The organism is Mycolicibacterium llatzerense (assembly GCF_025331195.1).
In the GTDB taxonomy this organism is placed as follows: domain Bacteria; phylum Actinomycetota; class Actinomycetes; order Mycobacteriales; family Mycobacteriaceae; genus Mycobacterium; species Mycobacterium llatzerense.
In genome coordinates this window covers 636,110-650,256 of record NZ_LXOV01000001.1, presented here as the reverse complement: position 1 = coordinate 650,256, position 14,147 = coordinate 636,110, and the positions used below count along the sequence as shown (strand labels likewise).

Genomic DNA, 14,147 nt, shown 5'->3' with positions numbered 1-14,147 from the left:
CGAAAAGAACCAGGTGAATCGGTGTTTGACGCGACAGCGGCGTTGCTGATTTCGCCCGACCCTTGCCACTCGGCAGCGCGTGAGGTTATGGTTCGACTCAACGTTGTCGGACAGCTGTCCAGAATTTTCAGGAGTGCAGATGACCTTGCTGGGTGATCGCGAAAGTCGCCTTCTCATCGACGGGAAATTGGTGCCGGGCTCGCGCGGCGCGTTCCCGACCATCAACCCCGCGACCGAGGAAGTCCTCGGCGTGGCGGCCGATGCCACGGTGGGGGACATGGCTGACGCCATCGACGCCGCCCGGCGGGCCTTCGACGAGACCGACTGGTCCACGAACGTCGAACTGCGGGTGCGCTGTCTGCGGCAGCTGCAGCAGGCCATGCGCGACCACCGCGATGACCTGCGCGAGCTCACGATTGCGGAGGTCGGTGCACCCCGGATGCTCACCGCCGGCGCGCATTTGGACGGTCCGATCGAAGACCTGAGCTTCGCTGCCGACACCGCCGAGAACTATCAGTGGACCACCGACCTGGGACATGCCACGCCGCAAGGCATTCCGACCAACCGGACCATCGCGCGCGAGGCCGTCGGCGTCGTCGGTGCCATCACGCCGTGGAATTTCCCGCACCAGATCAACCTCGCCAAAGTCGGGCCGGCGCTCGCGGCGGGCAACACCCTGGTCCTCAAGCCTGCGCCGGACACCCCGTGGGCCGCCGCGGTGCTCGGCGAACTGATCGCCGAGCACACCGACTTCCCGGCCGGCGCCATCAACATCGTCACCTCCCGTGACCACGGCGTCGGTGCCATGCTGTCGAAACACCCTGACGTGGACCTGGTTTCGTTCACCGGATCGACCGTCACCGGCCGCGCCGTGATGACCGACGCCGCAGAAACCATCAAGAAGGTGTTCCTGGAACTCGGGGGCAAGTCGGCGTTCCTGGTGCTCGACGACGCCGACCTGGCCGGCGCCTGTGCGATGGCCGCGTTCACCGCGTCGATGCACGCCGGCCAGGGCTGCGCGATCACCACCCGTCTGGTGGTCCCACGGGCGCGTTACGACGAGGCAGTCGCGGCTGCGGCCGGCACCATGGGCGGCATCAAGCCCGGTGACCCGTCCAGCTCGCGCACTGTCTGCGGTCCGGTGATCTCGGCGCGCCAACGCGACCGGGTGCAGAGCTACCTCGACCTGGCCATTGACGAGGGCGGCACCTTCGCCTGCGGTGGCGGGCGGCCGGCGGACCGCGACACCGGGTTCTTCATCGAACCGACCGTCATTGCCGGACTGGACAATTCGTCCCGCGTCGCGCGTGAGGAGATCTTCGGGCCGGTGCTCACCGTCATCGCCCATGATGGCGACGACGACGCCGTGCGCATCGCCAACGACTCGCCGTACGGACTGTCCGGCACGGTTTTCTCTGCCGACCCGCAGCGGGCGGCCGGCGTGGCGGCCCGGCTGCGCGTCGGCACCGTCAACGTCAACGGCGGTGTCTGGTACTCCGCCGACGCGCCGTTCGGCGGCTACAAGCAGTCCGGCAACGGCCGGGAGATGGGCATTGCCGGGTTCGAGGAGTACCTGGAGACCAAGTGCATCGCCACCCTCGCGACCTAGTCGCTCCAGTGGCCAACTGTGACACGCAAATCAGCGAAAACCGTGTAGTAACTGCCCATTCGGCGGAGAGGAAATCATGAGCAGGTTTGAGAACAAGGTCGCGATCGTGACCGGAGCCGGCGGCGGCATCGGCCAGGTCTACGCCGAGGCGCTGGCGCGCGAAGGCGCCGCGGTCGTCATCGCCGACATCAACGTCGAAGGCGCCGAGAAGGTGGCCGCCGGCATCAAGGCCGAGGGCGGCAAGGCGCTGGCCGTCCGGGTCGACGTCTCCGACATCGATTCGGCCAACGACATGGCCGCCCAGGCCGTGGCCGAGTTCGGCGGGATCGACTACCTGGTCAACAACGCCGCGATCTTCGGCGGCATGAAGCTCGACGGTCTACTGACCGTGGACTGGGACTACTACCGCAAGTTCATGAGCGTCAACCTCGACGGTGCGCTGGTGTGTACCCGCGCGGTGTTCGCGCACATGGAGAAGCGCGGCGGGGGCTCCATCGTCAACCAGTCCTCCACGGCGGCATGGGTTTACGCCAACTTCTACGGGCTGGCCAAGGTCGGCATCAACGGTCTGACGCAGCAGCTGTCCCGCGAACTGGGCTGGCGCAACATCCGCATCAACGCGATCGCGCCGGGGCCCATCGACACCGAGGCCAACCGCAGCACCACGCCGCAGGCCATCGTGAAGCAGATCGTCCAGACTCTGCCACTGGCGCGGATGGGCACGCCCGAAGACCTCGCCGGTATGTGCCTGTTCCTGCTGTCCGACGAGGCCAGCTGGATCACCGGGCAGATCTTCAACGTCGACGGCGGACAGATCATCCGGTCATGAGCGACGTTCGACTCGGGTATATCGGTCTGGGAAACCAGGGCGCGCCGATGGCCAAGCGGCTGGCCGAATGGCCAGGCGGGCTCGTCGTTTTCGACATGCGCGCCGAGGCCATGGCACCGTTCGCGGAACTCGGCGCCACCCTGGCCGACAGCGTTGCGGAGGTCGCCAAGGCCGACGTGATCAGCGTGACCGTGCTCAACGACGAGCAGGTCCGCGACGTCGTGACGCAACTCGCCGAACACGCCGAGCCCGGCACGGTGATCGCGATCCACTCCACGATCGAGCCGACGACCGCCGTCGAGCTGGCTGAGCAGTTGCGGCCCAAGGGGATTCACATCGTCGACGCCCCGGTCAGCGGCGGCGCCGGCGCGGCGAGCAAGGGCGAGCTGGCGGTCATGGTCGGGGCCGACGACGACGCCTACGACAAGGTCAAGCCCGTCTTCAAGCAGTGGGCCTCGCTGGTGGTGCGCGCCGGTGAGCCCGGCGCGGGCACCCGGATGAAGCTGGCCCGGAACATGCTGACCTTCATCGGTTTCGCCGCCGCGTGCGAGGCGCAGAAGCTGGCCGAGGCTTCCGGCATAGACCTGCAGAAGCTGGGCCGCGTGGTGCGGCACAGTGACGCGCAGTCCGGCGGGCCCGGCGCGATCATGGCGCGGGACGACACCAAACCGCTGGCGCCCGACCACTTCCTCTACAACATGTTCGTCCACACCCGTGGGTTGGCGGAGAAGGATTTGTCGCTGGCACTCGGCCTGGGTTCTACGGTGGGAGTGGACCTTCCGCTCGCCGAGCTGGCCCTGGCCAACCTCGCCGAGGGGCTCGGCGTACCGCATTCGAAGGAGCAGTGATGGACGAGTTGCGCGCCAAGGGCTTGGCGAAGATGAACGAGGTCTACGGCTGGGAGATGCCCAACATCGAGGGCGACCCGTACTTCGACCTCACCGTGGATCACCTGTTCGGCACCATCTGGAGCAAGCCCGGACTGTCCATGCGGGAGAAGCGGCTCATGACGTTCACCTGTGTCACTGCCGTCGGCTCGCAGGATCTCGCGGAAATCCAGGTCAACGCTGCATTGCTCAACGAGGAGTTCACCGAGGCCGAGCTCAAGGACATCGGCATCTTCCTCACCCAATACCTCGGCTTCCCGCTCGGTTCGGCATTCAACGGAGCGGTGTCCAAGGTGGTGGCCAGGCGGCGTAAGGCTGCCGAGAAGGGTCTCGGCGAGGACCGCAAGGCCAACGTCAACGCCGCGGTCAAGATGAACACCGGGACCGAGCTCGATGACCAGTAGGTATGCCTCGCTGTCGCGTGCCGAGCTCGCCGCGCTGGTGCCGGAGCTGCTGCTGATCGGCCAGCTCATCGACCGCGCCGGAATGGCCTGGTGCATCGTCGAATTCGGCCGCGAAGAGATGCTGCAGGTCGCCATCGAGGAGTGGGCCGGCTCCAGCCCGCTGTACACCAAGCGGATGCAGAAGGCGCTGAAATACGAAGGCGTGGACGTCATCACGATCTTCAAGGGGCTGCAGCTCGACATCGGCGCGCCGCCGCAGTTCATGGATTTCCGGTACACCGTGCATGATCGCTGGCACGGCGAGTTCCACCTCGACCACTGCGGCGCCCTCATGGATGTCGAGCCCATGGGCCCCGATTACGTGCGCGGCATGTGCCACGACATCGAGGACCCGACGTTCGACGCGACGGCGCTGGCGACAAACCGGCGCTGCCAGGTGCGCCCCATCCACCGGCCGCCGCGCGTGCCGGCGGGCCGAACGCCGGCCTGCGCGTGGACCGTCACCATCGACGAGTCCTATCCCGAGGTCGGGTTCATCCCGCAGCTCGACATCATCGGCGCGAGTGGTGCATACAACTGCGAGCTCGATGCGATCGATCCGTCCGACGACGGTCAGGCCGACTACTCCGGCCCGCTGCTGAGCGACGTCGACTTCTCCGCCTTCTCGCACTCGGCCCTGGTACGCATCGCCGACGAGGTGTGCCTGCAGATGCACCTGCTGGTGCTGTCCTTCGCGCTGGCGGTCCGGGCCCGGTGCAATGGCGACGTCGACAAGGAACGGTCGATCCGGACCAAGTCGCTGATCGGCATCTCCGGTGTTGCGGCCGAACGCATCCGGCGGGTGCTGGAGCTGCCGAACGACGCCGCCGCCGGCGCCCTTCGCGTGCTGGAGCTGCATCCGCTGCTCAACCCGGCCGCCTATGTCTCCGTCGATGTTTCGGGTGACGAGGCGCACGTGCACCCCTCGCCGGCGCACGAGGACGACGCCTGGATCGCTCTGGTGTCCCCGGGATCCGTCCTGCCGCTGCAGGCGATCGCGACGGCCGTCAACCCGCTGCTGCGGGCGGAGGTGTCGGGCACCGACACCGACTGGACCGTCCGATTCGTCGAAACCGACACCCCGGCAAAGGAACTCGGCGAGGTCTCGGTGTGCAAGGTCAGCAGCGGGGCGGCCTGGGTTTTCGAAGAACGCAAGTCCCTGCCACTGACGGTGGTGTAGCGCGGCTCAGAAGTCGTCGAACTCGCTGTCGAGACTCTGGATTCGCCCCGCGACCCCCGACAGGTCTGTGTGTGAGCGCTGGATGATGTCGGCGACATCGCCGCTGGCCTTGCCGATCGCCGACCACAGTGCGTGGTCGGCGGCGGCGGTCGGTGTCTTCTTGGCCTCGTCGGCGAGGTCGTTCACCCACTGCTTGAGCGCGTCGAGTTCCCGGCGCCCGCCGTTGACCACGTCGGCGGACCGCTCGAGTTCGTCGCCCACGCGCTTGTCGAGATCGGCCAGCCGGCCGAGGGCCTGGGCGTGCTCGTGGTTGGCGTCGGCATAGCGGTCCGCTGCGCCGCCCGTCCAGTGCGATCCGGGACCCGCGGCCTTCACCTGATCCTGCAGCCCGCGCAGCTCCGCGCTCTTGTCGAACTCGGTGCGATCGTGCGGAACGCCCTCGCCGAAGGTGGCGCGGGCCCGTTCCCACATGAGCAGGAAGGCATCCAGCGGCTCCACCGGTGTGGACCTCCTCGCGTGCGTCGGGCCTGCCCAGTTTAGGACGAGCCGACCAGCTATTAGTGTGTGGCTGTGCGCGTCCTCGTGATCGGCTCTGGAGCCCGTGAACATGCCCTGCTGCTTGCCCTGAGCCGCGACCCCCAGGTGGACTACCTGGCCGTCGCTCCCGGCAATGCCGGCACCTCCGCCGTCGCCGAACAACACGACGTCGACATCACTGCCGCCGACGAGGTGGTCGCGCTGGCCAGGAAGCTGTCCGCCGACCTGGTGGTGATCGGGCCCGAGGTGCCCTTGGTGCTCGGCGTGGCCGACGCCCTGCGTGCGGCCGGCATCGCCTGCTTCGGGCCGTCCAAGGACGCCGCCCGCATCGAAGGCTCGAAGGCATTCGCCAAGGACGTCATGGCCGCTGCCGGGGTTCGCACAGCGATCAGCGAGATCGTCGACAACCCCGCTCACCTCGACGCAGCACTGGACCGCTTCGGCCCGCCTGCCGGTCAGCAGGCGTGGGTCGTCAAGGACGACGGCCTGGCCGCCGGCAAGGGCGTCGTCGTCTCCGCTGACCGCGACGCGGCCCGCGCGCACGCCGCCGAACTGCTCGAGTCCGGCCACCCGGTGCTGCTCGAGTCGTTCCTCGACGGACCCGAGGTGTCGCTGTTCTGCGTCGTCGACGGCGAGACCGTGGTGCCGCTGCTGCCCGCCCAGGACTTCAAGCGCGTCGGCGACAACGACAGCGGACCCAACACCGGTGGCATGGGCGCCTACACGCCGTTGCCGTGGCTGCCCGCTGCCGTCGTCGACCAGATCGTCGACGAGGTCGTCAAACCCGTTGCCGCTGAACTGGTTCGGCGTGAAAGCGCGTTCTCCGGGCTGCTGTACGCGGGCCTGGCCATCACCTCGCAGGGGCCGGCCGTCGTCGAATTCAACTGCCGCTTCGGCGATCCCGAGACCCAGGCGGTGCTGGCGCTGCTGGAGACCCCGCTGGGTTCGTTGCTGAACGCCGCCGCCACCGGAACCCTGGGCTCGCTGGGCGAGCTGCAGTGGCAGGACGGCTCGGCCGTGACTGTCGTCGTGGCCGCCGAGAACTACCCGGGTCGCCCCCGCGTCGGGGACGTGATCACCGGATCGGAGACGGCCGGCGTGCTGCACGCGGGCACCACCCGCCGGGCCGACGGCAGCGTCGTCTCCTCCGGCGGCCGGGTGCTGTCGGTGGTTGGCACCGGTGCAGACCTGGCAGCCGCGCGGGCCGACGCCTATCGGATCATCGAGTCAGTTCGCTTGCCGGGCAGCCACTTCCGCACCGATATCGGCCTCGCGGCCGCCGAGGGTCGCATCTCCCTCTAGCGATTTCGGCGTGATTTGTATCGCTCACCGCTACAAATCACGCCGAAATCACGCAGTCAAAAGCGGGGCCAGCCACGAGATCTCGGCGGGCAGCTGTGAGCTCCAGAACGCCCCGTCGTGCCCGCCGGGGGAGAACCCGCCCGCCGCTCCGTTCGGCAGTTGGGCGATGAACTGCTTGGTCGCCGAGTAGAACGGGTCGCTGTCGCCGCAGTCGATCCGGATCGGGATGCCCGCCAGCCCGGGCAGTCCCCACACCGAATTGGCCGCGTAGTCGCCCGCGCCATCGAAGGCGCCCGGAGCCGTCGCGCCGGATGACGTCCACAACGCCGGACTCACCGCGCAGATCGCCGCGGTCCGGGCCGCCCCCAGCCGACCGCCCAGCAGCAGCGCGCCGTAACCGCCCATCGACCAGCCGAGGAAGCCCACCCGCGAGGTATCCAGCCCCTGACCGGCCAGCATCGGGATCAGCTCGTCGAGCACCATCGCGCCGGCATCCTCACCGGACGCCCGCTTGTGCCAGTAGCCGCCACCGCCGTCGACGGCCACTACCGCGAACGGCGGCAGTCCCGCCGCCACGGCCTGTGCGAGCCCCTGTTCCACACCGCCGGCCATCACGGTCGCGGCATCGCTGCCTTTGCCATGGAGCGCGATCACGGGGCGCAGCGGCACGGTCTGGCCCGGCGGGCGGGCGATGGCCCAGTTGGTCGAGACACCGCCGCGGGCCTGAGAGACGAACGAGCCCGTCACGTAGGTGGGGGCCGGGTCCGCGACGGCCGGGGGTGGCGCCAGCGGCGTTCCCACGCTCGTCATCGTCACCGGTTGCGCGGTGGCGGCCGGGCGGTTGATCGTCGACCCCAACGCGAACGCGCCGGCGGCCCCTGCGGCGGCGCCCGCTCCGAGACGGAGGACGGCGCGTCGGCTCAGCTCTGTCATGGCCGCCATCATGCCATCGGCCACCAGGCGTCATTCCTGAGTAATGCCTAATGGATTACGTCAATTCGTGATCACCACGTGACCATTGCTGGCAGCATTTACCTGGTGATGACAGCAGTCACCCCTAAGGGGGAACGGCGGCGGTATGCGCTGGTCAGCGCCGCCGCCGAGCTGCTGTGCGAGGGGGGCTTCGACGCCGTCCGGCACCGCTCCGTGGCGCAGCGAGCCGGGCTGCCGCTGGCCTCCACGACGTACTACTTCTCATCCCTCGACGACCTCATCGAAAAGGCCGTCGAGCACGTCGGCGAATCCGAATCGCAGCAGCTGCGTCTGCGGGTTTCGACACTGTCGCGGCGCCGACGCGGCGCCGACGCGACGGCCGATCTGCTGGTCGACCTGCTGGTCGGCGACGGTAACCGGGCGTCCGACCAGCTGATTTCCCGCTACGAGCGCTACATCGCCTGCGCTCGCCAGCCCGGGCTGCGGGACGTGCAGCGACGCATCCTCAAGCAGCGCTCCGACGCCGTCATCGAGGTGGTGGAACGGTCGGGGCGCTCGGTGCGCGCCGAACTGCTGACGGCCCTGGTCTGCGCGGTGGACGGGGCGGTGGTCGCCTCGATGGTCAGTGACGGTGACGGCCCGCGCGCGACGGCCCGGGCGACCCTCGTGGACGTCATCGACGTCTTGGCGCCCTTCGACCAAGAACGCCGGATCGCCCTGTAAATAGGCCGAAGTAGGCTTAAGCCCCGTGAGCATCCCCAATGTGCTGGCCAACCGTTACGCCAGCGACGAGATGGTGGCCATCTGGTCACCGGAGAACAAGATCGTCGCCGAACGCCGGCTGTGGCTGGCAGTGCTGCGCGCGCAGTCCGAGCTCGGGGTGGCCGTGCCGGACGGGGTGGTGGCCGACTACGAGCGCGTGCTGGAGCAGGTCGACCTGGCGTCCATCGCCGCGCGCGAGCGCGTCACCCGCCACGACGTCAAGGCGCGCATCGAAGAATTCAACGCGCTGGCCGGCCACGAGCACGTGCATAAAGGCATGACGAGCCGCGACCTCACCGAGAACGTCGAGCAGCTGCAGATCCGGCAGTCGCTGGAACTGGTGTTCTCCCACGGTGTCGCGGTGGTGGCGCGGCTCGCCGAGCGCGCCGCGCTGTACCGCGACCTGGTGATGGCCGGTCGCTCGCACAACGTGGCGGCGCAGGCCACCACCCTCGGCAAGCGGTTCGCCTCGGCAGCCGAAGAGACCCTGGTCGCGCTGACCCGGCTGCGGGAGCTGATCGACCGGTACCCGCTGCGCGGCATCAAGGGCCCGATGGGGACCGCGCAGGACATGCTGGACCTGTTCGGCGGTGACGCCTCGCGGCTCGCTGACCTGGAGCGCCGGGTCGCTGAATTCCTGGGATTCACCGAGGTTTTCACCTCGGTCGGCCAGGTGTACCCGCGGTCGCTCGACCATGACGTGCTGTCCGCGCTGGTGCAGTTGGGCGCCGGTCCGTCGTCGTTCGCGCACACCATCCGGCTGATGGCCGGCCACGAACTGGCCACCGAGGGCTTCGCGCCCGGGCAGGTCGGCTCGTCGGCCATGCCGCACAAGATGAACACCCGGTCGTGTGAACGTGTCAACGGTCTGCAGGTCGTGCTGCGCGGCTACGGCTCGATGGCCGCGGAACTGGCTGGGGCGCAATGGAATGAGGGCGACGTCTTCTGCTCGGTGGTGCGCCGTGTCGCGCTGCCCGATGCGTTCTTCGCGATCGACGGGCAGACCGAGACGTTCCTGACGGTGCTCGACGAGTTCGGCGCCTACCCGGCGGTGATCCAGCGTGAGCTGGACCGCTACCTGCCGTTCCTGGCGACGACCCGCATCCTGATGGCCGCGGTACGCGCCGGCGTCGGCCGCGAGACCGCACACGAGGTCATCAAGGAGCACGCCGTCGCGGTGGCGCTGGCGATGCGCGAAAAGGGTTTGGAACCCGACCTTCTGGACCGCTTGGCCGCCGATCCGCGCCTGCCGCTCGACCGCGTCGAACTCGATGCGGCGCTGGCCGACAAGCAAGCGTTCAGCGGTGCGTCCGGTGACCAGGTCGACGCCGTGGTGGCTGCGGTGGACCGGTTGGTCGGGCAGTACCCGGAGGCGGCCAAGTACACCTCGGGCGCCATCCTGTGACCCTGGCGCGAAGTCTCGCCGGGGTCGACCTGACCGACCTCGACAACTTCGCTGCGGGTTTCCCGCACGAGCTGTTCGCGCGGCACCGCTCCGAAGCCCCGGTGTACTGGCACGAGCCGACCGAGAACACCCCGGACGGCGAGGGCTTCTGGTCCGTCGCCACCCATGCCGAAACCCTTGCGGTACTGCGTGATCCGGTGACGTTCTCGTCGGTGACGGGCGGTTCGCGGCCGTTCGGCGGGACCCTGATCCAGGACCTGTCCATCGCCGGCCAGGTGCTGAACATGATGGACGACCCGCGGCACGCGGAGATCCGGCGGCTGGTGTCGTCGGGGCTGACGCCGCGGATGATCACGCGGGTCGAGGATGACCTGCGTGCGCGAACCCAGGCGCTGCTGGACGCGGTGAAGCCGGGCGTGCCATTTGACTTCCTGGTCGACATCGCCGCCGAGCTGCCCATGCAGATGATCTGCATCCTGATGGGTATCCCTGAGTCGCAACGACATTGGCTGTTCGAGGCGATCGAGCCGAGTTTCGACTTCGGCGGTTCGCGCAAGGCCGCCATCACCCGGTTGTCGGTGCAGGAAGCCGGGTCGCGGATGTACAACTTCGGGATGGAGTTGATCGCGTCCAAGCGGGCCGAACCCACCGACGACATGCTGTCCGTGGTGGCCAACGCCGAAGACGTGTCAGACCTCGAGGTCTATCTGTTCTTCAACCTGCTGTTCAGTGCGGGCGCGGAGACCACCCGCAACTCGGTCGCCGGCGGGCTGTTGGCCTTGTGCGAGAACCCATCTCAGCTGGCACTGCTACGCGCAGACCCGGCACTGCTGCCGTCGGCGATCGAGGAGATGGTGCGCTGGACCTCGCCGTCACCGTCGAAGCGGCGTACCGCCACCCGCACCGTCGAGCTGGGCGGGTGCACCATCGAGGCGGGGCAGAAAGTCGTGGTCTGGGAAGGTTCGGCCAACCGCGACGAGCGGGTGTTCACCGATCCCATGGCCTTCGACGTGGCCCGGAAACCCAATCCGCACTTGGGATTCGGGCAGGGACTGCACTACTGCCTGGGCGCGAACCTGGCGCGGCTGGAGCTGCGGGTCCTGTTCGACGAGCTGCTGGCCCGGTTCCCGGACATCCAGGTCGTTCGGCCACCGGAATGGACTCGCAGCAACCGGCACACCGGGCTGCGGCACCTCTGGGTCACCCTGTCGTGATTTGTGCACGAAAATCCGCGGGTGGCGCGGAAAATCGTGCACAAATCACGGGGCTTTCTGCAGCGTGAACTGGTTGACATCGACCTGGCGCAGCCGGAACATCTTCGCGCACCCGGTCAGGTATTTCATGTATCGGTCGTAGACCTCGACGGACTGCACTGCGATGGCTTCGTCGCGGTGGGCTTCCAGGGCTTCGGCCCACAGGTCGAGGGTTCTCGCGTAGTGCGGCTGCAGTGACTGGACCCGGGTCACCTTGAATCCGGCTGCCGCGGCGTGCTGGCGGACCATCGGGGCGGACGGCAGCCGTCCGCCCGGGAAAATCTCGGTCATGATGAACTTGACGAACCGCAGCAGGTCGATCGTCACAGGCAGGTTCGTGTAACGCGGATCGGTGCCGCAGATGGTGTGCAGCAGCATGGTGCCGTCGGGTGGGAGGGCGTTGTAGGCCATCTGGAAGAACGCTGGGTAGCGGTCGTGGCCGAAGTGTTCGAATGCGCCGATGGAGACGATCCGGTCGACTGTTCCGTCGTATTGTTCCCAGCCTTCGAGCAGGACGTGGCGGGAGCGGGTGGTGTCCATGTTGTCGAAGAGTTGTTGGACGTGGGCGGCTTGATTTTTGGACAGTGTCAGGCCGACGACGTTGACGTCGTACTTTTCGATGGCGCGGCGCATGGTGGCGCCCCAGCCGCAGCCGACGTCGAGCAGCGTCATGCCTGGCGTGAGGCCGAGTTTTCCCAGCGCCAGGTCGATTTTCGCCATCTGTGCTTGTTCGAGTGTCATGTCGTCGCGCTCGAAGTATGCGCAGCTGTAGGTCTGGCTGGGGTCCAGGAACAGTCTGAAGAAGTCGTCGGACAGGTCGTAGTGGGCTTGGACGTCCGCGAAATGCGGTTGAAGTTTCTGCGCCATGATGTTCCTTCCGGGCCGTTGGCCTGGATTTAGTGGGTTATGAAAAACGTTGAACTGCAGCGGATGTCGATCTGACGGCTTCGACTCCGGCTGCCCCAGCGCCGGATCGCGTTGTGCTTCCGTCAGGTCGGCGGCATCAGGACCGAGTCGATCATGTACACCGTCGCATTCGCGGTCTTGATTCCGCCGCATACCAGCGCCGCGTCATTGACTTTCAGATCTGCGCCGTCGCCGGTAACGCGCACCGGCGAGCTTTCGAGGGTGGTGTGGTTCCCGCCTACGGCCGCGGGCGAGAGTTGGCCTTGCACAACGTGATACGTGAGGATTTTGGTCAGGGTGGCGGAGTCCGTTTTGAGTGAATCCAGGGTCGCTGCCGGCAGCTTCTTGAAGGCATCATCGGTGGGCGCGAAAACGGTGTATTCGCCACCGTTCAGAGTCGCGACCAGGTTGACGTTCGGGTTCAGTTTGCCTGACAGAGCCGCCGTCAGCGTGGTCAACATCGGATTGTCGGAGGCAGCCGTCGCGACCGGGTGTAACCCCATCCCGGCGACCGAACCCGGCCCGGCGGGAACCTGCTGTGCGTAGGCCTGGCAACCGGTGCCCACGAGTGCCGTGACGGGCGGAGCCGATGTCACTGCCGTGGCAGCACTTGGCATCGACGCCATGTTTGTACTTGGCGCAGCCGAGGGTGCCGACTTGGTGCTGGCGTCCGAACACGCTGATAAGCCGATGACGGCGACAATCGACATGCCTGCGGCCGCGATGTGTCGATAGCGAGGGTGTTGCATCCGGGTCTCCTTTGTGCGGACGACTGCCGCCGTGGTTTGTTCTTTGTTTACTGATTCGGAACCCTGACGCTTTTGGATAGGTCTGCGGGCAGATGGAATGAGGGTTGTCCGCCAACGTGATTCGACTGACGGGAGGAAGCTGCCAGATTCGTGTACCCGAAGACACCGAATTCGCTGCCGCACCCATCCGGGCCGCCCTTGGTTCCGAATCACTCCTGCGACCCGCAGCGTGAGATTTCACCAACTACGCCCAGCGGGTGGAGGAGGCGTGGGGTACGGAGTATCGGCGCGGCCGGTGGTTCCACAAGTTGGTCGGGGTGCCGACGATCGCGAGCCTGGGGCTGCGCGTACTCGACACCGTCGGCAACCCGTCAGTTCGCACGCGCATGCCGTTCCGGGAACAGTGGGCCGGTCCGGACTCCCTCCCGAGTCACGGTGCGGACCCGCGAGGGAGTCGGTCCTAGGTCGCGTCCTTGCGGTACGCGGCGAGAGTGACGTCCAGCAGGCCTTCGGCGAAGTAGCGTTCGCAGCCGCGCAGGTACTTCATGAAGCGCTGGTAGACCTCTTCAGATTGCACTTCGACGGCTTTGTCGTGGTTCGACTCGAGTGCGTTTCCCCAGATGTTGAGGGTGCGGATGTAATGCGGCCGCAGGGACAGGGTCTCGATGTCGGTAAATCCTGCGTGCTCACCGTGCTCGACCATCATGTTCGTCGTCGGAATTCGCCCACCCGGGAAGATCTCCGTGACGATGAATTTGATGAATCGGGCCGTCTCGAAGGTGACCTTCTTGCCATCGGCATGCAACTCATACGGGTGATAGCCGACGCTGCTCTGAATGGTCATGCGACCGTCGTCGGGCAGAATTTCATGGCAGTTCTTGAAGAAATCCGGATAACGTTCGAAACCGAAATGTTCGAAGGCTTCGATGGACACGATCCGGTCGACGGGGTCGTCGAACTGCTCCCAACCACGCAGTAGCACGCGGCGGCTCCGTGGCGAATCGATATCGTCGAGGAGCTGCTGAGTGAAGGCCTGCTGGTTCTTCGACAACGTGAGTCCGATGACGTTTACGTCATACTTCTCGACCGCGCGTTTGGCGGTGGCGCCCCAGCCGCATCCGATGTCCAACAACGTCATACCTGGTTTGAGATCGAGCTTGTCGAGGTTCAGGTCGATCTTCGCGATCTGCGCCTGCTCAAGTGTCAGCGTCGATGGTTCGAAATAGGCACAACTGTAGGTTCGCGTCGGGTCCTGGAACAGGGCGAAAAAATCGTCGGACAGGTCGTAGTGGGCTTGGATTTCCTCGAAGTGTGGTCGCATTTCATCATTGGAACCATTGGACATGAATCTG

Annotated in this window: 14 protein-coding genes; 9 read left to right on the top strand and 5 right to left on the bottom strand. The window is 66.8% G+C overall.

Going from position 1 to position 14,147, the window contains the following annotated elements; translation table 11 throughout:
* Positions 1-139 precede the first annotated feature (139 nt).
* The 5 genes from A7G45_RS03555 (at position 140) to A7G45_RS03535 (ending at position 4,948) form a co-directional block, all read left to right on the top strand.
* Positions 140-1,609 (top strand): aldehyde dehydrogenase, encoded by a 1,470-nt coding sequence (locus A7G45_RS03555; protein WP_260933769.1) that lies wholly within the window; start codon positions 140-142, stop codon positions 1,607-1,609.
* A 76-nt stretch (positions 1,610-1,685) separates the two neighbouring features.
* Positions 1,686-2,438 (top strand): SDR family oxidoreductase, encoded by a 753-nt coding sequence (locus tag A7G45_RS03550; protein WP_043390332.1) that lies wholly within the window; start codon positions 1,686-1,688, stop codon positions 2,436-2,438.
* Positions 2,435-3,286: an NAD(P)-dependent oxidoreductase gene (locus A7G45_RS03545; RefSeq protein ID WP_260933766.1), complete on the top strand. Its 852-nt coding sequence runs from the start codon at positions 2,435-2,437 to the stop codon at positions 3,284-3,286. Before A7G45_RS03550 ends, A7G45_RS03545 begins: the two co-directional genes overlap by 4 nt.
* On the top strand, positions 3,286-3,729 hold the full coding sequence (locus tag A7G45_RS03540) for a carboxymuconolactone decarboxylase family protein (RefSeq protein ID WP_043390337.1): 444 nt from the start codon (positions 3,286-3,288) through the stop codon (positions 3,727-3,729). Before A7G45_RS03545 ends, A7G45_RS03540 begins: the two co-directional genes overlap by 1 nt.
* Positions 3,719-4,948, top strand: a complete 1,230-nt coding sequence (locus tag A7G45_RS03535) for a hypothetical protein (RefSeq protein ID WP_260933762.1) — start codon at positions 3,719-3,721, stop codon at positions 4,946-4,948. Before A7G45_RS03540 ends, A7G45_RS03535 begins: the two co-directional genes overlap by 11 nt.
* Positions 4,949-4,954: 6 nt before the next feature.
* Here the strand turns inward: A7G45_RS03535 and A7G45_RS03530 are convergent, their stop codons facing one another.
* A complete protein-coding gene (locus A7G45_RS03530; protein ID WP_051954455.1) occupies positions 4,955-5,446 on the bottom strand; it encodes an EspA/EspE family type VII secretion system effector in 492 nt (163 codons plus the stop codon).
* A gap of 72 nt (positions 5,447-5,518) precedes the next feature.
* Between A7G45_RS03530 and purD the strand changes: the two genes are divergently transcribed.
* Positions 5,519-6,787, top strand: a complete 1,269-nt coding sequence (purD, locus tag A7G45_RS03525; RefSeq protein WP_260933758.1) for a phosphoribosylamine--glycine ligase — start codon at positions 5,519-5,521, stop codon at positions 6,785-6,787.
* Positions 6,788-6,835: 48 nt separating this feature from the next.
* On the opposite strand, the gene A7G45_RS03520 is transcribed toward purD, so the two are convergent.
* Positions 6,836-7,732 carry an alpha/beta hydrolase gene (locus A7G45_RS03520; RefSeq protein ID WP_260937936.1) on the bottom strand — a complete coding sequence of 299 codons (897 nt, stop codon included), beginning with the start codon at positions 7,730-7,732 and terminating at the stop codon, positions 6,836-6,838.
* A 96-nt stretch (positions 7,733-7,828) separates the two neighbouring features.
* On the opposite strand from A7G45_RS03520, the gene A7G45_RS03515 reads away from it, so the two are divergent.
* Genes A7G45_RS03515 through A7G45_RS03505 form a run of 3 tightly spaced genes read left to right on the top strand, consistent with a single transcriptional unit; the run spans position 7,829 to position 11,101 of the window.
* On the top strand, positions 7,829-8,443 hold the full coding sequence (locus tag A7G45_RS03515; protein WP_043390345.1) for a TetR/AcrR family transcriptional regulator: 615 nt from the start codon (positions 7,829-7,831) through the stop codon (positions 8,441-8,443).
* Positions 8,444-8,468: 25 nt separating this feature from the next.
* Positions 8,469-9,887 (top strand): adenylosuccinate lyase, encoded by a 1,419-nt coding sequence (gene purB / locus A7G45_RS03510; RefSeq protein WP_043390348.1) that lies wholly within the window; start codon positions 8,469-8,471, stop codon positions 9,885-9,887.
* A complete protein-coding gene (locus A7G45_RS03505; protein WP_260933752.1) occupies positions 9,884-11,101 on the top strand; it encodes a cytochrome P450 in 1,218 nt (405 codons plus the stop codon). Before purB ends, A7G45_RS03505 begins: the two co-directional genes overlap by 4 nt.
* Before the next feature lie 45 nt (positions 11,102-11,146).
* Here A7G45_RS03505 and A7G45_RS03500 read toward each other — a convergent pair whose 3' ends face one another.
* The 3 genes from A7G45_RS03500 to A7G45_RS03485 form a co-directional block, all read right to left on the bottom strand.
* Positions 11,147-12,007: a cyclopropane mycolic acid synthase family methyltransferase gene (locus tag A7G45_RS03500; protein ID WP_260933749.1), complete on the bottom strand. Its 861-nt coding sequence runs from the start codon at positions 12,005-12,007 to the stop codon at positions 11,147-11,149.
* 122 nt (positions 12,008-12,129) lie between these two features.
* On the bottom strand, positions 12,130-12,795 hold the full coding sequence (locus A7G45_RS03495) for a fasciclin domain-containing protein (protein ID WP_260933746.1): 666 nt from the start codon (positions 12,793-12,795) through the stop codon (positions 12,130-12,132).
* A 460-nt stretch (positions 12,796-13,255) separates the two neighbouring features.
* Positions 13,256-14,140 carry a cyclopropane mycolic acid synthase family methyltransferase gene (locus A7G45_RS03485; RefSeq protein ID WP_260933743.1) on the bottom strand — a complete coding sequence of 295 codons (885 nt, stop codon included), beginning with the start codon at positions 14,138-14,140 and terminating at the stop codon, positions 13,256-13,258.
* Positions 14,141-14,147 lie beyond the last annotated feature (7 nt).